This window comes from Flintibacter sp. SJQ-8 (assembly GCF_054108085.1).
Map to the genome: position 1 here is coordinate 121773 of NZ_JBPJWR010000017.1, position 19779 is coordinate 141551.

Genomic DNA, 19779 nt, shown 5'->3' on the forward strand with positions numbered 1-19779 from the left:
CGGAATTTAGAAAGGTAGGCGCTTTTTTCCATGGAGACCATTTCTGTACACGCATCCCGGGACTACGAGGTCCGCATCGGCTCCGGTCTGTTGACCCGCACCGGCGAGCTGTCCGCCCCCCTCATCAAGGGGCGGCACGCCATGATCGTCTCTGACAGCAACGTGTGGCCCCTCTACGGGTCCATGGTCCAGGCCAGTCTGGAGGACGCGGGCTTTCAGGTGGACCACTTCATATTCCCCGCCGGGGAGCAGTCCAAGAACACCGACACCCTGGTCCAGCTGCTGACCTGTCTGGCCCAGAAGGGCATGACCCGGTCCGACGGGGTGTTCGCCCTGGGCGGCGGCGTCACCGGGGACATGGCGGGGCTGGCGGCATCCCTGTATCTGCGGGGCATCCCCTGTGTGCAGCTGCCCACCTCCCTGCTGTCGGTGGTGGACTCCTCCGTGGGCGGCAAGACCGCCGTGGACCTGCCCGAGGGCAAGAACCTGGTGGGCACCTTCACCCAGCCCCATCTGGTCCTGTGCGACACCAATGTGCTGGCCACCCTGTCCCCCCAGGTGGAGGCCGAGGGCTGGGCGGAGATCATTAAATATGGTATGATTCGCAGCCAGGAGCTGATCAACTTCCTGCTGGAGAACACCCCCGGCACGGACATCGAGTGGGTCATCGCCCACTGCGTGTCCATCAAGCGGGACGTGGTGGCCCAGGACGAGCAGGACAACGCCGTGCGTCAGGTGCTGAACTTTGGCCACACCATCGGCCATGCCATCGAGCGCTGCGGCGGCTACTCCATCTATCACGGGGAGGGGGTGGCCATGGGCATGGCCATCATGACCCGGGCCTGCGTGCGCCAGAAGAAGTGCCCCCCCGCCTGCTGGACGGTGCTGGAGACCCTGCTGGACAAGTATCACCTGCCCAAGACCACGGACAAGTCCATCGACGAGCTGCTGGAGGCCGCCCACGCGGACAAGAAGCGCCGTGGGGACGCCATCACCCTGATCCAGCCCGAGGTGCTGGGCAACTGCGTCCTCTATCCCACCAACTATGACGAGCTGCGGCGGGTGCTGGAGCTGGGGATGCCGCTATGAGCACCACCGTTGTCATCCGGCCCGGCAAGCTGACCGGGGCCGTGACTCCGCCCCCCAGCAAGAGCCAGGCCCACCGGCTGATCATCGCCGCCGCCCTGGCCCAGGGAGAGAGCCGCCTGGAGAACGTGGACCTGTCCCAGGACATCCGGGCGACGTTAGGCTGCATGGAGGCCCTGGGGGCCGATTGGAGCCTGGAGGACCGTACCCTCACCGTCCAGGGATTTGGGGGAGAGGCGCAGCTGGACGGCCAGCTGCCCCACTTTGACTGCGGGGAGAGCGGCTCCACCCTGCGCTTTCTCATCCCCATCGCCCTGGCGGCGGCGGGGGGCGGCGTGTTCACCGGCCACGGGCGGCTGATGCAGCGGCCCCAAAAGCCCTATTTTGACCTGTTCGACCAGAAGGGCATCTTCTATGAGCAGAAGGACGGGGTGCTCACGGTGCGGAGCCGCCTGACCCCCGGGGAGTACGCCCTGCCCGGGGACGTGTCCAGCCAGTTCATCACCGGACTGCTGTATGCCCTGCCCCTGGTGGAGGGGGAGAGCGCCGTCACCCTGACCACCCCCCTGGAGAGCCGGGACTATGTGTCCATGACCCTCCAGGCGCTGGACCAGTTCGGCGTGTCCGTTCAGGAGACAGAGAAGGGCTATCGCCTGTCCGGCCCCCAGACCTATGCGGGGACGGACGGGGCGGTGGAGACCGACTGGTCCCAGGCCGCCTTCTGGTATGGGGCTAACCTGCTGGGCAGTCAGGTGGATATTCTGAACCTGAACCGGTCCTCCGCCCAGGGGGACATGCGGGTGGTGCCCTATTCTCAGCAGCTCTCCCGGCCGGGGGACGTGGAATTGGACGTGTCCCAGTGTCCCGATCTGGTGCCCCCTCTGGCCGCCATGGCGGCGGTGCGGACGGGGGAGTGCCGCCTGACCAACGCCGCCCGGCTGCGTCTGAAGGAGAGCGACCGGCTGGCTACCGTGACCCAGACCCTGCGGGCCCTGGGGGCGGCGGTGGAGGAGGGGCCGGACAGCCTGACCTTCCACGGATTGCCTATATTAGAGGGTGGCGTGACAGTGGACTGCTGCAACGACCACCGCATCGCCATGATGGCCGCCGTGGCGGCCTGCGCCTGCCGCCGCCCGATAACGCTGCTGGGGGCGGAGTGCGTGAACAAGTCCTATCCCGGCTTTTGGGAGGACTATCGTCAGTTAGGAGGGGATCTGGATGTCCTCATATCTGGGTAAAAATCTGCATGTGTCCATCTTCGGCCAGTCCCACGCCCCGGCCATCGGCGTGACGGTGGACGGCCTGCCCGCCGGGGAGCGGGTGGATCTGGAGGAGCTGGACCGCTTTCTCCAGCGCCGGGCCCCGGGCCGGGACGCCACCGCCACCCCCCGGAAGGAGGCGGACAAGCCCCGGTTTTTGTGCGGCCTGGTGGACAATGTCACCTGCGGCGCGCCCCTGGCCGCCGTCATCGAGAACACCAACACCCGGTCAAAGGACTATTCCTCCCTCCACGATGTGCCCCGCCCCGGCCACGCCGACTACACCGCCCAGGTGCGGTATGGCGGCTTTCAGGATGTGGCGGGGGGAGGGCACTTCTCCGGGCGGCTGACCGCCCCCCTGTGCATCGCCGGGGGCATCGCCCTTCAGATCCTGGCCCGCCGGGGCATTGAGATCGCCGCCCACATTCAGGCGGTATCCCAGGTGGAGGACCGGCCCTTTGACCCCATGGGGGAGCGCCGGGAGACCTTTGAACAGCTGAAGACCGCCCCTTTCCCCACCCTGGACCCCAAGGCGGGGGAAGAGATGCGCCATGTCATTCTGCTGGCCCGGGAGGAGCAGGACTCGGTGGGCGGCATCGTGGAGTGCATGGCCACCGGCCTGCCCGCCGGACTGGGGGACCCCATGTTCGGGGGCATGGAGGGCCGCCTGGCCTATGCCATGTTCGGCGTACCCGCGGTGAAGGGCCTGGAGTTCGGCGCCGGCTTCCGGGCCGCCCGGATGCGGGGCTCGGAGCACAACGACCCCTTCGCCATGAAGGACGGCCGCGTCACCGCCAGGAGCAACCACGCCGGGGGCATTCTGGGCGGCATCACCAATGGGATGCCCCTCATCTTCCGGGCGGCCTTTAAGCCCACCCCGTCCATCGCCCGGGAGCAGGACAGCGTGTCCCTCAGCCGGGGGACGGAGGAGAAGCTGTCCATCGTGGGCCGCCACGACCCCTGCATCGTGCCCCGGGCCGTGCCGGTGGTGGAGGCCGCCGCCGCCCTGGTCCTGCTGGACGCCCTGCTGGACGCCCCGGCGATTTTAAAGTAAATTCGACAACAATTTGTATATTTAAAGAGAGATACAACAAGGAGGAGACAATATGAGCGAGTTAGAGCAGCTTCGGGGGGACATCGACGCCATTGACCGGCAGATCGTGGACCTGATGAAGCGGCGGATGGAGACGGTGGCCCAGGTGGCCGAGTATAAAAAGGCCAACAATATGCCCGTGCTGGACACCAGCCGGGAGCGGGCCCTGCTGAGCAAGGTGGGCCAGGAGGCTGGGGAGGAGCTGGCCGACTACGTCCAGTCCATGTACCGCACCATCATGGCCGCCAGCCGCTCCTATGAGAACGGCAAGCTGGGCCGGGGCTCCAAGGTCTATGACGGCATCAAAAAGGCCATGGAGGAGACCCCCCAGCTGTTCCCCCAGCGGCCCACCGTGGCCTGCCAGGGCATCGAGGGCGCTTACTCTCAGATCGCCTGTGACCGCCTGTTCAAGGCCCCCTCCATCATGTATTTCCAGAGCTTTGACCACGTGTTCAAGGCGGTGGAGAGCGGCATGTGCCAGTATGGCATCCTGCCAATCGAAAACAGCACCGCCGGTTCGGTGAACGCGGTGTATGACCTGATGATCCGCCACAACTTCTCCATCGTCCGCTCCGCCCGGCTGAAGGTGAGCCACAACCTGCTGGCCAAACCCGGCACCAAGCTGGAGGACATCCGGGACGTCTATTCCCACGAGCAGGCCCTCCACCAGTGCGCCGATTATCTGGCTGGGCTGAAGAATGTGGCCGTCCACGTGGTGGAGAACACCGCCGTGGCCGCCCGCATGGTGGCCCAGTCGGACCGCAGCGACGTGGCCGCCCTATCCTCCCGCTTCTGCGCCGAGCAGTATGACCTGGAGATCGTCCAGGACAACGTGCAGGACCAGGATAACAACTACACCCGGTTCATCTGCATCTCCAAAAAGCCGGAGATCTATCCCGGGGCGGACCGCACCTCTCTGATGATGACCCTGCCCCACAAGCCCGGCACCCTGTATAACGTGCTGGCCAAGTTCTATGCCCTGAACATCAACCTGCAGAAGCTGGAGAGCCGCCCCCTGCCCAGCCGGGAGTTTGAGTTCATGTTCTATTTCGACGTGGAGGCTTCGGTCTATGCCCCCGAGATGGAGAAGCTGTTCCGGGATCTGGAGGCCGAGAGCGAGCAGCTGCGCTATCTGGGCACCTATCACGAGGTCATCTGCTGATGAGCGATCTGGAATATGGCCTGCTGGGGGAGAAGCTGGGCCACAGCTTTTCTCCCGCCATTCACAAGAAGCTGGCCGGATATGACTACCGGCTGGTGGAAAAGAAGCCGGAGGAGCTGGCTGACTTCCTCACCCACGGGACTTTTAAGGGGCTGAACGTGACCATCCCCTATAAAAAGGCGGTGATCCCCTTCTGTCAGACCCTCACCGACCAGGCCCGGCGCATCGGCAGCGTGAACACCATCGTCCGGCAGAAGGACGGAACTCTTTTGGGCCACAACACGGACTACGACGGCTTTGCCTATATGCTCCGGTCCGCCGGGGCACAGATCCGGGGCAAAAAGGCCCTGATCCTGGGCACCGGCGGCGTGTCCCCCACGGTGAAGACGGTGCTGGAGGACCTGGGGGCGGGGGAGATCGTGTTCATCTCCCGGTCCGGCCCGGACAACTATGAAAATCTGGAGCGCCACGCCGCCGCCCAGGTCCTGGTGAACGCCACCCCCGTGGGCATGTATCCCAACACGGAGGTCTCGCCGGTGGACTTAGACCGCCTGCCCAATTTAGAGGGGGTCTTTGACCTCATCTATAACCCCGCCCGCACCCGGCTGCTCCTCCAGGCGGAGGAGCGGGGCCTGTGCCGGGCCAACGGCCTGGGGATGCTGGTGGCCCAGGCCAAGGCGGCGGCGGAGCGCTTTTTGGACGCCCCCATCCCCGACGGCCAGGTGGAGGAGATCACCGCCCAGATGGAGCGGGAGACCCAGAACCTGCTGCTGATCGGGATGCCCGGCTGCGGCAAGACCACCGTGGGCCGGGTCCTGGCCCAGCGGCTGGGCCGCACCCTGGTGGACACCGACGCCCTGGTGGTCCAGGCGGCGGGCTGCCCCATCCCAGAGCTGTTCGCCCGGGAGGGGGAGGAGGCCTTCCGCGCCCTGGAACACCAGGCCCTGTGCCAGGCGGGCCGGGCCTCCGGCACCGTCATCGCCACCGGGGGCGGCATCGTCACCCGGCGGGAGAACTGGGCCCCCATGCGGGAGAACTCCACCGTCATCTTCCTGCGGCGGCCCCTGGACCAGCTGCCCCTGGACGGGCGGCCCGTGTCCCAGGCCAATCCCCTGGAGGAGTTGTATGAAAAGCGCCTGCCCCTGTACGAAAAGGCCGCCGACCTGACGGTGGACAACGACCAGGTGGACCGGGCAGTGGACGAGATCATAAGGAGGCTGAAGCTATGAAGCTGCTGGTGCTGAACGGACCCAACCTGAACATGCTGGGCATTCGGGAGCCGAACATCTATGGCAAAGAGAGCTATCCCCAGCTGGTGAAGCTGGTGGAGGACACCTGCCGACAACTTGGCGTGGAGGTGGAGGTCTATCAGTCCAACCACGAGGGGGACCTGGTGGACAAGATCCAGGCGGCCTATGGGGCCAAGGACGCCATCGTCATCAACCCCGCCGCCTATACCCACACCAGCGTGGCCATTCTAGACGCGCTGAAGGCGGTGGCTTTGCCTGCGGTGGAGGTCCACCTGTCCGACGTGAAGAGCCGGGACGACTTCCGCCAGATCTCCTATGCCCGCCTGGCCTGCGAGAAGACCATCATGGGCCTGGGCTTTCAGGGCTATGTGGAGGCCATCCGGTATCTGGTGGACAAATATCAGAAGTAACATACAGAACCCACAGCAGAGGGCGGGAGATTTTCCACCCTCTGCTGCTTTTTGTGGAAAAACGAAGCGATAACGGGGCGTAAATCGTGTAATGCGCCATTTTCTTTTTGTAAAATGCGTGTTAAACTAGATGCCATCTAAACCAAGCGTTCAAGTATTGTACGAAGGAGGCGGCCCGGGTGGGCAGCAGAAGCGATTTTTCCAAGGGGAGCATCTCCAAAAATATTTTGTCCCTGGCCCTGCCCATGACGGCGGCCCAGCTGGTGAACGTGCTGTACAGCGTGGTGGACCGCATCTATCTGGGCCGCCTGCCGGGGAGCAGCCACCTGGCGCTCACCGGTCTGGGGGTGACCATCCCCATCGTGTCCATCATCATGGGCTTTGCCAACCTGTGCGGCACCGGGGGCGGGCCCATCTTCTCCATCTGCCGGGGCCAGGGGGACCAGGAGGAGGCCGAGCGGGTGATGGGCAACTCCTTCTCCCTGCTGCTCATTTTAGGGGCGGCCTGCACCGCCTTTTTCCTGGCCTTTAAGCGGCCCATTCTCTATTTGTTCGGAGCCAGCGACGCTACCTTCCCCTATGCCGATGACTACATGACCATCTATCTCATGGGCACCCTGTTTGTGATGATAAGCCTCGGCATGAACCCCTTCGTCAACGCCCAGGGATTTGGCTCGGTGGGTATGATGACGGTGGTGCTGGGGGCGGCGGTGAACATCGTCCTGGACCCCATCTTCATCTTCCTGCTGAACATGGGGGTGAAGGGGGCGGCCCTGGCCACCGTCATCTCCCAGGCCATCTCGGCGGCCTGGGTGCTGAAATTCCTCACCGGGCGGCGGGCCCTGCTCACGCTGAAGCTCAGCTGTCTGCCCCTCCAGGCCCGGCGGGTAAAGCGCATCGTGGCCCTTGGCCTGTCCGGCTTCTTTATGAACATGACCAACAGTCTGGTGCAGATCGTGTGCAACGCCACCCTCCAGAGCTATGGCGGGGACCTGTACGTGGGCGTGATGACCATCATCAACTCCCTGCGGGAGGTGTTCTTCATGCCTGTCCACGGTCTGAGCAACGGCGCCCAGCCGGTGATGGGCTTTAACTACGGCGCGGGGCTGTACAGCCGGGTGCGCAAGTCCATCCGGTTCAGCTGCGGGCTGACGGTGGCCTATGCCGCCGCCTTCTGGGCTGCGGCCATGCTCCTGCCTGAGCTGATGATCCGGGTGTTCAACAGCGAGCCGGAGGTCATCGCCGCCGGTGTGCCCGCCCTGCGGGTCTATTTCGCCCTGTTCATCCCCATGTCCCTGCAATCGGCGGGGCAGTCGGTGTTCGTGGCCCTGGGCCGGTCCAAGCAGGCGGTGTTCTTCTCCCTGCTGCGCAAGGCCATCATCAACGCCCCCCTCACCGTGATCCTGCCCATCTGGATGGACACCATGGGCGTGTTCTATGCCGAGGCGGCCTCGCAGCTCATCGGCGGCCTGGCCTGCTTCGCCACCATGTACTTCACCCTCTACCGCCCCCTGGGACGGCTGAAAGACGGGGAAGCCCTGCCAGTCCATCTGTAAATGACGTAAGATGTAATAGGTTCAATCGTTTGAGGTTGAAGACAATAAAAATGGCGTGACTTTTGCGGTCACGCCATTTTTGTAGCCCGAAAACCACTCGCTAGGCGAGTGGTTCCAAAAAGCTTAAGCGGAGAGTAGACGAAAAAAACTCCTTTTGCTAAAGTAAGATTGCGGTCTGCCAACTGCAATCGAAAGCAAAAGGAGGACATTCAGGATGGGACTGAATGACATAAACAGTTTATCGCATACGAAGTGGAACTGCAAGTATCACATAGTATTTGCCCCGAAATATAGGAGAAAGGTATTTTATAAAGAAAAGCGGCTGGCGGTGGGAAAGATTCTGTGGCAGCTGTGTGAGTGGAAGCATGTGAAGATCATAGAGGTAGAAGTGTGCCCGGACCATGTGCATATGCTGGTAGAGATTCCGCCGAAGTATTCGGTGTCGAGCTTTATGGGATACTTGAAAGGGAAGAGCAGTACGATGTTGTACGAGCAGTTCGGAGAATTGAAGTACAAGTATCGGAGCCGTGAATTTTGGTGCCGTGGGTACTATGTGGACACGGCAGGGAAGAATGCGAACCGAATCAAAGAGTACACTAAGAATCAGCTGAAGGAAGACGAGATGGGTGAGCAGCTGACGATAGGCGGAAGCAGCCCGTTTACGGGTCGCAAGTAACAAGCCTGACGCGGCTGGCAGACCGTACTTACGCGTTAACGCGTTATGCGAGGAACAAAGGGCTTTGCCCGCATATGAAATACCCCCGGCTTTGCCGGGGGATATTTATTATATCTAAAATTGCAAAGAAAATATAATCAGAATGGGTATATATGATTACCAGGTTAGTAAGAGCAGATCGTCAACTTTTTCACCAATCATTTCTTTGCCGGAACTCTGTAGCCGATCAATCATAGATGTCCCGCAATCAATTATAATCTTCCGCGCAAAAAGCCCCTGTGGAATTTCAACAGAGATGTTCTTTTTTCTGGACTCTCGCATTCCGTTGATAGAAAGCATTACTTTGGCACCGCGACGCTTACATTCGTCAATCTTAATCCATAAGTCGTTGATATTAAAACTCTGAGCCCCATAGATAATGCTTTGAGAATGAGTATAAGGAGGGTCGCAATATACAACATCGCCTGCTGTGGGTTTATCCATTGCGGTTATAAAACTTTCGGTTTGAAAACTTGCCTTGTCAAGCAATTCATGCCACTGAAGAACACGATTTTTAAATGTGGTTGGTTTTATTGGAGAATGAGGACCTTTTGGGGTACTCATGTATCCATCAGCTTTTCTGAAGCGGATGATTCCAGAATAGCAAGTCCGAGAGAGCACACAGAAATCCAATCCGTTATGATTAGAGTTGAATCTGTCTTTAATTTCGTTGTATTTTTCAACTGGGGAGAGGTAATATTCATCGATTTGTTTGGTGTAGTAATCGATTAATTGATTTGGGGAATCTTTTGTATAATTAAATACATCAATAAGAAAAGGGAGTATATCACTGCCGTAGGCGTGTATCAGATGAGGATATATCTTATTGCTGTCCGCATGGAGTAGTTCAGCCATTACGGCACCACTACCTAAAAAGGGCTCGTAGTAATTTACAAATTCATCTGGCATATATGAAACAATGGTTTCAGCAAAGCGCTGTTTGTTTCCGATCCATTTTAGCAATGCAGGAATCATAAAACGGCTCCGTTTCGTAACTTATAGTCTGTAGACTTATAATAGACAATCTAATTATAATTTACATATGCGGGGGTGTCAAGTGATGTCTGAGACAATTCTAATGCGTTTTGGAAGAGCGATTAGGAAACTTCGTCGAGAACGGAACATTTCTCAAGAGAAGCTCGCTGATCTGTGTACCCTGCATCGTACATACATTAGCGATGTGGAATTAGGGAAGAGAAACGTATCATTAGAGAACATTTCTAGAATCGCATGTGCATTAAATGTTTCTATAACGGAGTTGTTTGAGGAGGCAGAGAGAGAATGAGGGCGTTTTCTGAATTTCAAAATATGTCAATAGAATTTTGGGCATTTGTCAAGTTTATTTCAGAGAAACTAGGCTATACAAAACGAGGAAAAGGTATTGTTCGTAACTATTCTGAAAAGCAAATCAAAGGGCTATGCAAAAAAGAAAATATTAATATACCAGATGAAATGCTTGAACCCGTAATCAATTATTTGAATATGCGTGCAGATATTTTGAATAATTTCGTAGAGTCCATGCTTATGAATGCAGAACAAGCCCGCACCGAATGCTGTCCACTTCTGCAATTACATGACCGAGAAGATTTTCTCTGTAAAATCCCGCAAAATAAGCAAAAAGGTGACAAAAAACAGATTTCTTATTTTACGGCAGCTGTTAACATACTTGCAGAGAAAACAATTCGTGAAGCATTGCCAAATGTGTCTGGCCTTGGATTTGACGATGATCCTAAAGGCTTGACACGTATGCATAACGATAACGGAGCGCTACTCGGAGTTTCTTCGCGTAGGTTCGATGGTGCATATCCTAGTATCAAGAATCCGAAGATGGTGTGGGAGATAAAAGAATATTATTACGCAACGACATTTGGAAGCCGTGTAGCAGACGGAGTTTATGAAACACAACTCGATGGGTATGAGTTTAAAGAATTATATGAAAGAACGGGAGAAAAGATTTACCATGTGTTGTTTGTAGATGCTTATCAAACGTGGTGGACGAAAGGAAAATCGTATCTCTGCCGTATTATTGACGCACTGAATATGGGGTTGGTGGACGAAGTGATTGTTGGCAGAGAAGTTTTTGACAGATGGCCTGAATTATTAAAATCTATGCTGTAAAGCGATAGCAATGATACCTCACGGGGCGCATGACCGTGAGGTATTATTTTGCGAATATATTGCTAGGGATATTTGTTTTGTGTTATATGGAAAAATCCTTCCCCGGCTTGCGTATTGACGGGGGATGTGCTAAAATGTTCAGCTAGCATATAGTGTATCATGCGATAAGTGTGCCGAAAAGGAAAAACGAGGTGCTGTTGAATATGAAGATCGTGGTACTGGCCGGGGGACTCAGCCCGGAACGCAATGTATCCCTGTCCTCCGGCGCGCTGGTGTGCCAGGCGCTGCGGGACCGGGGCCACCAGGTGGCGCTGGTCGATCTGTTTTTTGGATTGGATGACTGGGACAAGGAGCCGGAGGCCCTGTATGGCGCTCCCATCCCGGAGGAATTTCTCCATGTGAGCCGCCAGGCCCCCGACCTGGACCAGGTGCGCGCCAGCCGCAAGACCCAAAGCCCCTCCGCCATCGGGCCCGGGGTGCTGGACCTGTGCGCCGGGGCGGACGTGGTCTATCTGGCCCTCCACGGGGCCTGCGGCGAGGATGGCCGCATCCAGGCTGCCCTGGACCTGCTAGGCGTGCCCTACACCGGCTCGGGCTATCTGGGCTCGGCCATCGCCATGGACAAGGACATGACCAAGCAGCTGGTGGCCGGAAAAGTGACCACCCCCAAGTGGCAGACCGTGACGGTGACGGAGGAGAATGTGGACGCCCTGACGGCTGAAACCCAGCTGCCCGTGGTGGTAAAGCCCATCGCCAGCGGCTCCTCCATCGGCGTGTTCATCGCCAAGACCCGCCAAGAGCTGCGCCACGCCCTGACGGAGAGCATCCGCCTGGGCGGCCGCACGGTGCTGGAGCAGTATATCCAGGGCCGGGAGATCCAGGTGGCCGTGCTGGACGGCAAGGCCCTGCCCTCCATCGAGATCATCCCCAAGCAGGGCTTTTATGACTATGAGAACAAGTATCAGCCCGGTGCGGCCCTGGATGTCTGCCCCGCTGATATCCCCCAGGAGTGGGAGGAAAAAGTGGGCCAGGCGGCTCTCACCGTGTTCCAGACGGTGGGGCTGGCGGTGTATTCCCGGGCGGACTTTATCGTTACGGAGGACGGAACCCCCTATTTCCTGGAGATCAACACCCTGCCCGGTATGACCCCCACCAGTCTGGTGCCTCAGGAGGCCGCTGTGGTGGGCATCGACTATGGCCAGCTGTGCGAGATCATCATCCAGAAGTCCCTGGAAGCCAGAAGAGAGGGGGTCTGAAGCCTGTGGAAGAGATCACCCTGGGCCAGCTGCTTCAGGCCGTGAACGGCACCCTGCTTGGCCCCTTTCAGAATACATCTGCCATCATCCAAAAGGTAGATACAGATAGCCGGAACATGCACCCCGGCTCCCTGTTCATCCCCCTGGTGGGGGACCGGTTCGACGGCCACGCCTATATCAACGCCGCCCTGGAGAGCGGCGCGGTGGGCTGTCTTACCGCCCGGGAGCGGGAGAGCTATCGGGAGGATAAGTTCTATGTAAAGGTGGCCAACACCCAGCGGGCGCTGCGGGACCTGGCCGCCTGGTATAAATCCCGGTTCGACATCCCCTTTGTGGCCGTCACCGGCAGCGTGGGCAAGACCACGGCCAAGGACATGATCGCCGCCGTGCTGGGCACCCGGTTCCGGGTGCTGAAGACCGAGGGGAACTTCAACAACAACATCGGTCTGCCCCTGACCATCCTGCGCCTGGACCGCACCGTGCAGGTGTGCGTGCTGGAGATGGGCATGGACCGCCCGGGCGAGATCGACTATCTGGCCGACATCGTTCGGCCCAACGTGGGCGTGATCACCAACATCGGCGACGCCCACATCGAGCGGCTGGGCAGCCGGGAGAACATCTTCAAGGCCAAGTGCGAGCTGCTGCCCCATATTCAGAAGGACGGTCTGCTGGTGCTCAACGGGGACGACCCCATGCTGGCTTCTCTGCGGGGCCACACCCCCGTGAAGACCGTGTTCTGCGGCCAGGGGGAGGGCCTGGACTACCGCGCCCAGACCGTGGGCGGCGACGGGGAGAGCCACATCCTCTGCCGCCTGACCACCCCCAACATGGACCGCCAGGTGCGCATTCCCGCCCTGGGGGAGCACATGATCTATCCCGCCCTTACCGCCTCGGCCATCGGGGAGTTCTTCGGCCTGACCGCCGACGAGATCCAGCAGGGGCTGACCCGGTTCGTCCCCACCCGGATGCGCATGAACATCCTCCGCCGGGACGGGCAGATCACCATTCTGGATGACACCTATAACGCCAATCCCCAGTCCATGCGGGCGGCCATCAGCGTGCTGGCCGACAGTCACAGCACCTGGAAGGCCGCCGTGCTGGGCGACATGCTGGAGCTGGGGCCCTTCGCCCCCGCCCTGCACACCGAGGTGGGCGAGTGCCTGGGCCGGGAGAAGATCGACTGTCTCATCGCCGTGGGGGAGATGTCCGCCTATATCGCCCAGGGCGCCCAGGACTCCGGCGTGCCCCAGGTCCACCACTGCCCGGACAAGGAGGGGGCCAAGGCCCTGCTGGAGCAGATCATCCGCCCGGACAGCACCATCCTGGTAAAGGCCTCCCGGGGGATGCAGATGGAGGAACTGACCGCCTTCCTGATGGAGCACACCACCCCGGCCAAGAATTAAAGACTGCCGCGTAGGGGCCGATGTCCGCATCGGCCCTTACGATGGTTATGATGCGAGGACGCTATGATCGACATTTCCGTGACCAACCTGGTGAAGGAATTCGAGGTTGGCAGTAAAATTTTAGACGGGCTCACCTTTCAGGTGGACTCAGGGGAACGGGTCGGATTGCTGGGGCCGAATGGCTGCGGCAAGACGACCCTGCTGCGCATTCTCACCGGCGTGATGGACTATGACGAGGGAGAGGTGGTCATCGCCCCGGGCAAGCGGGTGGGCCTGATCTCTCAAATTCCCGTCTATCCCGCGGGCTATACCGTGGAGGACGTGCTGGACGACGCCTTTGCCGATCTCCACGCCATGGAGCGGGAGATGACCCAGCTGGCCGAGACCATGGGCCAGGGGGAGGACCAGGCCGCCATGGCCCGGTATGACAAGCTCACCGCCGCATTCCAGGCCGGGGGCGGCTATGAGATGGACACCAACAAGAACAAGGTGTGCAACGGCCTGTCCATCTCCGCCCAGATGCGCCAGCGGCCCTTTGACAAGCTGTCCGGCGGGGAGAAGACCCGGGTGAACCTGGGCCGCCTGATCTTAGAGGACACGGACATCCTGCTGCTGGACGAGCCGACGAACCACCTGGACCTGCGGGCCACCGAGTGGCTGGAGGAGTATCTGGAGAAGTTCAAGGGCACCGTGCTCACCGTGTCCCATGACCGCTACTTCCTGGACAAGGTGGTGGACCGGGTCATCGAGATCCAGGAGGGCAAGGCGGAGTTCTATTCCGGCAACTACAGCTTTTACGCCGTGGAGAAGGAGCGCCGCTTTGAGGAGCGCCAGCGCCAGTATGAGAAGGAGCAGGCCAAGATCCAGCAGCTGGAGAAGGCCGCCGAGCAGCTGCGCACCTGGGCCTATTCCGGCATGGACAAGACGTTCAAACGGGCCCAGTCCATGGAAAAGCGCATCGAGCGGATGCGGGTGACCGACCGGCCCAAGAAGGCCCGGAAGATGGAGGTCCGCTTTGGGGAGCGGGAGTTCCGGGGGGACGAGGTGCTGACCATCAAGCACCTGAAAAAATCCTTCGGCAGCCGCACCCTGTTTGACGACGTGAATTTAGAGGTGGCCGGGGGCGAGCGCATCGCCCTGCTGGGGGACAACGGCACGGGCAAGTCCACCCTCATCAAGATCCTGATGGGGGAGGAGAGCCCCGATGAGGGCAAGCTGCGCCTGGGTCCCACGGTGAAGATCGGCTATCTGCCCCAGATCATCCACTTTGACCACCCGGAGCGCAGTCTGGTGGACACCATGATCTATGACCTGGACTGCACGGCACAGACCGCCCGGAACCGCCTGGCCGCCTTTCAGTTCAAGGGGGAGGACGTGTTCAAGCCCGTGTCCGCCCTGTCCGGCGGGGAGCAGTCCCGCCTGCGGCTGTGCATGCTCATGGACGCCAAGATCAATCTGTTGATTTTGGACGAGCCCACCAACCACCTGGACATCCAGAGCCGGGAGTGGATCGAGGAGGCGGTGGAGGAGTATGAGGGCAACCTGCTCTTCGTCTCCCATGACCGCTATTTCATCGACCGCTTCGCCACCCGCATCTGGATGCTGGAGGGCGGACACATTACCGACTTTAAGGGCACCTATCAGGAGTATCTGGCCATGCGCCAGCGGCAGAAGAACCAGCCCCAGCCCGCCGCCCAGGTCCAGGCTCAGGCTCCCAAGGAAAAGAAAGAGAAGCCAAAACGCCCCGGCGGCACTAAGAATCTGGAGAAGGAGGTGGCCGCCGCCGAGCGGGCCGTGGCCAAGGCGGAGGAGCGGATGTTCGACCTGACCCAGGAGATGGAGGCCGCCGCCGCCGATTATCTAAAGCTCCAGGACCTGTATGAACAGAAGGAGGCCCTGGAGGAGGAAATTCTGAAGCTCTATGGCAAGTGGGAGGACCTGTCCGCCCAGCTGGAGGAGGCGAGAGGATGAGCAGACCCAAGATCGAGGTGGCCAGCTATAAGGGCCGCCGACCCCGTTGGCTGAACGCCCTGCTGACCTTGATCTTGGCAGGGGCGATGGTCTTTGCCGCGCTGCTGGGGGTGGTGCTCTCCGGGGCACACGCTTCGGTCAGCGGCGATCCCCAGGTGATGATCGTCCTGGGCTGCCAGGTCAAGCCCTGGGGCCCGTCGGTGCTGCTCCAGGACCGGCTGGACACGGCCCTGGCCTATTTACAGGACCACCCGGACATGACGGTGGTGGCCTGCGGCGGCCAGGGGGCCGACGAGCCGGAGAGCGAGGCCCAGGCCATCGCCGACTATCTCACGGAGAACGGCGTGAGCAAACGGAATATTTTGTTGGACGAGGACTCCCACAACACCCATCAGAATTTAGAGAACGCCGCTAAGCTGCTCTCAGAGGAGAATATGGACCCGGCCCAGACCCAGGTGGTGGTGGTGTCCAACGGCTTCCACCTCACCCGGGCCAGAATGCTGGCCCAGCGGTGCGGGTTTGACGAGGTGTCCACCCTGGCCGCCCCGGAGAGCCACCTGCCCTCCCGCCTGAAAATGTACCTGCGGGAGCCGTTGGCGCTGGTGAAGTCGTTTATGGTGGACCGGTGAGGGATAGAAAGCCTTCTCCCAGGAGAAGGCTTAGTAGGGGCCGATGTCCCCATCGGCCCGACCCATACTGACTAAAGGAGGCGCAGCTATGCTGGACAAACTCATTGCCATCGAGGCGAAATACAGCCAGATCGAGGCCCGGCTGGCCGCGCCGGAGACCTATGACGACCCGGCCCAGGTGGCCCGGCTGAACAAGGAGCAGGCGGAGCTTGCCCCCCTGGTGGAGACCTTCCGCACCTATCAGCAGGCGCTGGAGGCCCGGGACCAGGCCCATGCGCTGCTGGGCGACCCGGAGATGCGGGAGCTGGCCCAGGAGGAATATGACCAGGCCCTGAAGGACATCCCCCGGCTGGAGCGGGAAATTCAAATTCTGCTGCTGCCCAAGGACCCCAACGACCACAAGAACGTCATTGTGGAGATCCGGGCCGGGGTAGGGGGGGAGGAGGCGGCCCTGTTCGCCCACTCCCTCTATCGCATGTATGCCATGTACGCCGAGCGCCGGGGCTGGCGGGCGGAGGTGGACTCCGTCAGCGAGACCGAGCTTGGGGGCGTGAAAGAGATCTCCTTCACCATCGAGGGGGAGGGGGCTTTCTCCCGGCTGAAATATGAGAGCGGCGTCCACCGGGTGCAGCGGGTGCCCGAGACCGAGTCCGGCGGGCGGGTCCACACCTCCACCGTCACCGTGGCCGTGCTGCCCGAGATGGAGACGGCGGACGTGCGATTGGACATGGCGGATATCGAGATGCAGGTGTTCCGCTCCAGCGGCGCGGGGGGCCAGCACGTGAACAAGACCTCCTCCGCCGTGCGGCTGATCCACCGGCCCACGGGCACGGTGGTGGAGTGCCAGCAGGAGCGCAGCCAGTTCCAGAACCGGGACAAGGCCATGCGCATCTTGGCCTCTCGCCTATACGAGGCGGAGCAGGAGAAGATATCCTCGGAGTACACCGCCCAGCGCCGCAGCCAGATCGGCTCCGGGATGCGAAACGAGCGCATCCGCACCTATAACTTTCCCCAGGGCCGGGTGACGGACCACCGCATCGGCCTGACGCTATATAAAATAGACAGCATCATGAACGGCGACCTGAACGAGCTGATGGATGCCCTGGCCGCCGCCGATCAGGCCCAGCGGCTGAACGAACAGACTTGAGCAAAAAAACCAAAGGAGTTGGAACCCATGGACATCTATATTCACTACACGCAGCTGCCCCAGGACAAGGAACTGGCCGATATCGTCGGCGAACTGAACGAAGTGCTGGAGGAGGGTGGACGCGTGTGCGGCGGCGAGCAGGGCCGCATCGACCTGGACCTGGAGGACGAAAAGGTGAACCCCAAGTTCGCCCAGATCGCCGTGAAGGCCTATCTCCAGCGCGCCGCCTTTGACCCCACCACCAAGATCGAGATCGGCGGCATGGAGATCGGCATCTACGAATAAGCGGAGGCGCGGCATGTATCAGAATGTGATCTTTGATCTGGACGGCACTCTGCTGAACACCATTGACGACCTGGCCGACGCGGGCAACTGGGTGTGCGCCCAGCGGGGCTGGCCGGAGCACACCGTGGAGGAATATAAGCGCATGGTGGGCAACGGCATCCCCAAGCTGGTGGAGCGCTTTGCCCCGGAGCAGGCCCGGGACCAGGCCACCCTGAAAGAGGCCCTGGCCCAGTTCTCTGCCCGGTACGACGCCCATAAGGAGGACAAGACCGCCGCCTATCCCGGTATGGTGGATCTCATCGCCCGGCTGAAGGCTGCGGGGGTGAACATGGCTGTGCTGACCAACAAAGCAGACCCCATGGCCCGCCCGGTGGTAAATGCCTATTATCCGGGGCTGTTCCCCACAGTGCAGGGGGCCCTGCCCGGAATGCCCACCAAGCCCGACCCCACTCTGCTGCATAAGCTGATGGAGCGCATGAACGCCACCAGGGAGAACACCCTGTTCGTGGGGGACAGCAACGTGGACATCCGCACCGCCAAAAACGGCGGTCTTACCGGCTGCGGCGTGCTGTGGGGCTTCCGCTCCCGCCAGGAGCTGGAGACCGAGGGGGCGGACGTGCTGGTCCAGACCCCGGAGGAGCTGGAGCGGGTCATTTTAGGGCAATGAGCAAAAAGCGTAGTCCTTTCCATAAGAAAACGAGGTCCTCACATTGAAAACAGAGCTTTTAACGGAACAGGATGTCCCCAGAGCGGCGGAGATCCTTCAAAAAGGCGGCCTGGTGGGTATCCCCACGGAGACGGTGTACGGTCTGGGGGCCAACGGGTTTGACCCGGAGGCGGTGGCCCACATTTTCCAGGCCAAGGGCCGCCCCCAGGATAACCCCCTCATTCTCCACATCCCGGAGCCGGGCTGGCTGGAGCGCTGCTGTCAGGACATCCCGGCGGCGGCCTGGACCCTGGCAGAGCGGTTCTGGCCCGGCCCCATGACCATGATCCTGCCCCGCAGACCCCTGGTGCCCGACGTGGTCACGGCGGGGCTGGACACGGTGGGGATGCGCTGCCCGGCCCACCCCCTGTGCCGGGCGATCATCGCGGCGGCGGACGTGCCCATCGCGGCCCCCTCGGGGAACACCTCCGGCCGGCCCAGCCCCACCACGGCGGGGCACATGCTGGAGGACATGGACGGGAAGATCGACGCCATCGTGGACGGCGGCCCCTGCGCCGTGGGGGTGGAGTCCACCATCATCGACCTGACCTGCACGCCCCCGCGCCTCCTCCGCCCCGGCGGGGTGACCCTGGAGCAGCTGCGGGACGCCCTGGGTGAAGTAGAGGTGGACCCCGCCGTCACCCGGTTGATGGGGGCGGGGGAGCAGCCCAAGGCCCCCGGCATGAAATACCGCCACTATGCCCCCAAGGCCCCCGTGACCGTGGTGGCCGGGGAGCCCAAAAAAGCGGCAGAGTACATCGCCGCCCACGCCGCCCCGGAGGACGGGGTCATCTGCTTTGACGAGTTCAAGGACCTGTTCACGAAGGGGCACCAGACCCGGCCCGTCATGGACCTGGGCCCCGCCGGGGACAAGGGGGAGCAGGCCCGGCACATCTTCGACGCCCTGCGGGCCTTTGACCACACCGCCGTCACCGCCATCTGGGCCCAGTGCCCCGACACCGGCGGCATCGGTCTGGCCATCGCCAACCGCCTGAACAAGGCGGCGGGCTTTCACATCATCCGGGTATGAAAAATGCCTTTCCCTGACGGGAAAGGCATTGGGGATGAAAACGGAGGATTTATCATGATCGTCATCGGCATCACCGGCCCCACAGGGGCGGGAAAGACCACGGCGCTGAACCAGCTGGAGGCCCTGGGGGGCTGCGTGCTGGACGCGGACGCGGTGTATCATCAGCTTTTGGAGGAGGACGACGGCCTGCGCCATGCGTTAGAGAGCCGGTTCGGCCCCCTCACCGGGGCGGACGGGCGCTTTGACCGGAAGAAGCTGGGCGGGGTGGTCTTTCACGACCAGGCCGCCATGGCCGATTTGAACGCCATCGCCGCCCCCTATATTGACCGGGCGCTGAAGACCCGGCTGGCGGCGGCGGAGCAAGAGGGCCGCCCGGCAGCGGCCATCGACGCCATCCGCCTGATCGAAAACGGCCTGGCCGACCTGTGCGACGCCACCCTGGCTGTCACCGCTCCGGCGGAGGTGCGGGTGGGCCGCATCATGGCCCGGGAGGGCATCCCGGAGGAGTACGCCCGTGCCCGGGTGGCCGCCCAGCATAGCGACGCATTTTATCGGGACGCCTGCGGGTATACTTTAGTCAACGACTGCGCCACGGCGGAGGAGTTCGGGGCCAAGGCCCGGGCCCTGCTGGAGCGCATCTTACAGGAACACAAGGGCCGGTAAGCGGCCCGGGAACAGAAACGAAACTTGAACAAGGAGGAGT

General features: G+C 61.2%; 20 protein-coding genes. 19 read left to right on the plus strand and 1 reads right to left on the minus strand.

Annotated features, from left to right (window positions below):
• Positions 1–30: 30 nt before the first annotated feature.
• The 8 genes from aroB (at position 31) to tnpA (ending at position 8492) form a co-directional block, all read left to right on the plus strand.
• Entirely contained in the window at positions 31–1089 is a 1059-nt protein-coding gene (aroB, locus tag ACSAMP_RS16335; RefSeq protein ID WP_441796086.1) for a 3-dehydroquinate synthase, read from the plus strand.
• A complete protein-coding gene (gene aroA, locus ACSAMP_RS16340; protein ID WP_457801062.1) occupies positions 1086–2324 on the plus strand; it encodes a 3-phosphoshikimate 1-carboxyvinyltransferase in 1239 nt (412 codons plus the stop codon). The genes aroB and aroA overlap by 4 nt, the downstream gene beginning before the upstream one ends.
• The gene (gene aroC / locus ACSAMP_RS16345; RefSeq protein ID WP_457801063.1) at positions 2305–3399 is read left to right on the plus strand and encodes a chorismate synthase; all 1095 of its coding nucleotides are present in this window, start codon (positions 2305–2307) and stop codon (positions 3397–3399) included. The genes aroA and aroC overlap by 20 nt, the downstream gene beginning before the upstream one ends.
• A gap of 52 nt (positions 3400–3451) precedes the next feature.
• Positions 3452–4600: a prephenate dehydratase gene (pheA, locus tag ACSAMP_RS16350; RefSeq protein ID WP_457801064.1), complete on the plus strand. Its 1149-nt coding sequence runs from the start codon at positions 3452–3454 to the stop codon at positions 4598–4600.
• Entirely contained in the window at positions 4600–5829 is a 1230-nt protein-coding gene (locus ACSAMP_RS16355; RefSeq protein WP_457801065.1) for a shikimate kinase, read from the plus strand. Before pheA ends, ACSAMP_RS16355 begins: the two co-directional genes overlap by 1 nt.
• A complete protein-coding gene (gene aroQ / locus ACSAMP_RS16360) occupies positions 5826–6260 on the plus strand; it encodes a type II 3-dehydroquinate dehydratase (RefSeq protein ID WP_457801066.1) in 435 nt (144 codons plus the stop codon). Before ACSAMP_RS16355 ends, aroQ begins: the two co-directional genes overlap by 4 nt.
• Positions 6261–6439: 179 nt before the next feature.
• Positions 6440–7816 carry an MATE family efflux transporter gene (locus ACSAMP_RS16365; RefSeq protein ID WP_457801067.1) on the plus strand — a complete coding sequence of 459 codons (1377 nt, stop codon included), beginning with the start codon at positions 6440–6442 and terminating at the stop codon, positions 7814–7816.
• A gap of 214 nt (positions 7817–8030) precedes the next feature.
• Positions 8031–8492, plus strand: a complete 462-nt coding sequence (gene tnpA / locus ACSAMP_RS16370; protein ID WP_457801068.1) for an IS200/IS605 family transposase — start codon at positions 8031–8033, stop codon at positions 8490–8492.
• A 156-nt stretch (positions 8493–8648) separates the two neighbouring features.
• Here tnpA and ACSAMP_RS16375 read toward each other — a convergent pair whose 3' ends face one another.
• Positions 8649–9506 carry a Dam family site-specific DNA-(adenine-N6)-methyltransferase gene (locus ACSAMP_RS16375; protein WP_457801069.1) on the minus strand — a complete coding sequence of 286 codons (858 nt, stop codon included), beginning with the start codon at positions 9504–9506 and terminating at the stop codon, positions 8649–8651.
• A 103-nt stretch (positions 9507–9609) separates the two neighbouring features.
• Here ACSAMP_RS16375 and ACSAMP_RS16380 point away from each other — a divergent pair, with 103 nt between their 5' ends.
• The 11 genes from ACSAMP_RS16380 to coaE all read left to right on the plus strand — a co-directional run bounded on the left by ACSAMP_RS16380 (position 9610) and on the right by coaE (position 19739).
• Positions 9610–9816 carry a helix-turn-helix domain-containing protein gene (locus ACSAMP_RS16380; RefSeq protein WP_457801089.1) on the plus strand — a complete coding sequence of 69 codons (207 nt, stop codon included), beginning with the start codon at positions 9610–9612 and terminating at the stop codon, positions 9814–9816.
• Positions 9813–10649: a DUF7687 domain-containing protein gene (locus ACSAMP_RS16385; RefSeq protein WP_457801070.1), complete on the plus strand. Its 837-nt coding sequence runs from the start codon at positions 9813–9815 to the stop codon at positions 10647–10649. Before ACSAMP_RS16380 ends, ACSAMP_RS16385 begins: the two co-directional genes overlap by 4 nt.
• A gap of 203 nt (positions 10650–10852) precedes the next feature.
• Entirely contained in the window at positions 10853–11905 is a 1053-nt protein-coding gene (locus tag ACSAMP_RS16390) for a D-alanine--D-alanine ligase (protein ID WP_457801071.1), read from the plus strand.
• Between the two features lie 5 nt (positions 11906–11910).
• Positions 11911–13308: a UDP-N-acetylmuramoyl-tripeptide--D-alanyl-D-alanine ligase gene (locus ACSAMP_RS16395; protein WP_441796078.1), complete on the plus strand. Its 1398-nt coding sequence runs from the start codon at positions 11911–11913 to the stop codon at positions 13306–13308.
• Positions 13309–13371: 63 nt separating this feature from the next.
• A complete protein-coding gene (abc-f, locus tag ACSAMP_RS16400; protein ID WP_441796077.1) occupies positions 13372–15279 on the plus strand; it encodes a ribosomal protection-like ABC-F family protein in 1908 nt (635 codons plus the stop codon).
• The gene (locus ACSAMP_RS16405; protein WP_457801072.1) at positions 15276–15908 is read left to right on the plus strand and encodes a YdcF family protein; all 633 of its coding nucleotides are present in this window, start codon (positions 15276–15278) and stop codon (positions 15906–15908) included. Before abc-f ends, ACSAMP_RS16405 begins: the two co-directional genes overlap by 4 nt.
• 88 nt (positions 15909–15996) lie before the next feature.
• Positions 15997–17055 carry a peptide chain release factor 1 gene (gene prfA / locus ACSAMP_RS16410; protein ID WP_441796075.1) on the plus strand — a complete coding sequence of 353 codons (1059 nt, stop codon included), beginning with the start codon at positions 15997–15999 and terminating at the stop codon, positions 17053–17055.
• 27 nt (positions 17056–17082) lie between these two features.
• A complete protein-coding gene (locus ACSAMP_RS16415; RefSeq protein ID WP_441796074.1) occupies positions 17083–17340 on the plus strand; it encodes a hypothetical protein in 258 nt (85 codons plus the stop codon).
• Between the two features lie 13 nt (positions 17341–17353).
• Entirely contained in the window at positions 17354–18007 is a 654-nt protein-coding gene (locus ACSAMP_RS16420) for an HAD family hydrolase (protein WP_441796073.1), read from the plus strand.
• A gap of 43 nt (positions 18008–18050) precedes the next feature.
• Entirely contained in the window at positions 18051–19076 is a 1026-nt protein-coding gene (locus ACSAMP_RS16425; protein ID WP_457801073.1) for an L-threonylcarbamoyladenylate synthase, read from the plus strand.
• Between the two features lie 54 nt (positions 19077–19130).
• Entirely contained in the window at positions 19131–19739 is a 609-nt protein-coding gene (coaE, locus tag ACSAMP_RS16430; protein ID WP_457801074.1) for a dephospho-CoA kinase, read from the plus strand.
• Positions 19740–19779: the final 40 nt, after the last annotated feature.

Bases quoted from the DNA above. Each gene is read 5' to 3' on its own strand.
- aroB (WP_441796086.1), top strand. From the start codon at position 31: ATGGAGACCATTTCTGTACACGCATCCCGGGACTACGAGGTCCGCATC.
- aroA (WP_457801062.1), top strand. From the start codon at position 1,086: ATGAGCACCACCGTTGTCATCCGGCCCGGCAAGCTGACCGGGGCCGTG.
- aroC (WP_457801063.1), top strand. From the start codon at position 2,305: ATGTCCTCATATCTGGGTAAAAATCTGCATGTGTCCATCTTCGGCCAG.
- pheA (WP_457801064.1), top strand. From the start codon at position 3,452: ATGAGCGAGTTAGAGCAGCTTCGGGGGGACATCGACGCCATTGACCGG.
- ACSAMP_RS16355 (WP_457801065.1), top strand. From the start codon at position 4,600: ATGAGCGATCTGGAATATGGCCTGCTGGGGGAGAAGCTGGGCCACAGC.
- aroQ (WP_457801066.1), top strand. From the start codon at position 5,826: ATGAAGCTGCTGGTGCTGAACGGACCCAACCTGAACATGCTGGGCATT.
- tnpA (WP_457801068.1), top strand. From the start codon at position 8,031: ATGGGACTGAATGACATAAACAGTTTATCGCATACGAAGTGGAACTGC.
- ACSAMP_RS16375 (WP_457801069.1), bottom strand. From the start codon at position 9,506: ATGATTCCTGCATTGCTAAAATGGATCGGAAACAAACAGCGCTTTGCT.
- ACSAMP_RS16380 (WP_457801089.1), top strand. From the start codon at position 9,610: ATGCGTTTTGGAAGAGCGATTAGGAAACTTCGTCGAGAACGGAACATT.
- ACSAMP_RS16385 (WP_457801070.1), top strand. From the start codon at position 9,813: ATGAGGGCGTTTTCTGAATTTCAAAATATGTCAATAGAATTTTGGGCA.
- ACSAMP_RS16390 (WP_457801071.1), top strand. From the start codon at position 10,853: ATGAAGATCGTGGTACTGGCCGGGGGACTCAGCCCGGAACGCAATGTA.
- abc-f (WP_441796077.1), top strand. From the start codon at position 13,372: ATGATCGACATTTCCGTGACCAACCTGGTGAAGGAATTCGAGGTTGGC.
- ACSAMP_RS16405 (WP_457801072.1), top strand. From the start codon at position 15,276: ATGAGCAGACCCAAGATCGAGGTGGCCAGCTATAAGGGCCGCCGACCC.
- prfA (WP_441796075.1), top strand. From the start codon at position 15,997: ATGCTGGACAAACTCATTGCCATCGAGGCGAAATACAGCCAGATCGAG.
- ACSAMP_RS16415 (WP_441796074.1), top strand. From the start codon at position 17,083: ATGGACATCTATATTCACTACACGCAGCTGCCCCAGGACAAGGAACTG.
- ACSAMP_RS16420 (WP_441796073.1), top strand. From the start codon at position 17,354: ATGTATCAGAATGTGATCTTTGATCTGGACGGCACTCTGCTGAACACC.
- coaE (WP_457801074.1), top strand. From the start codon at position 19,131: ATGATCGTCATCGGCATCACCGGCCCCACAGGGGCGGGAAAGACCACG.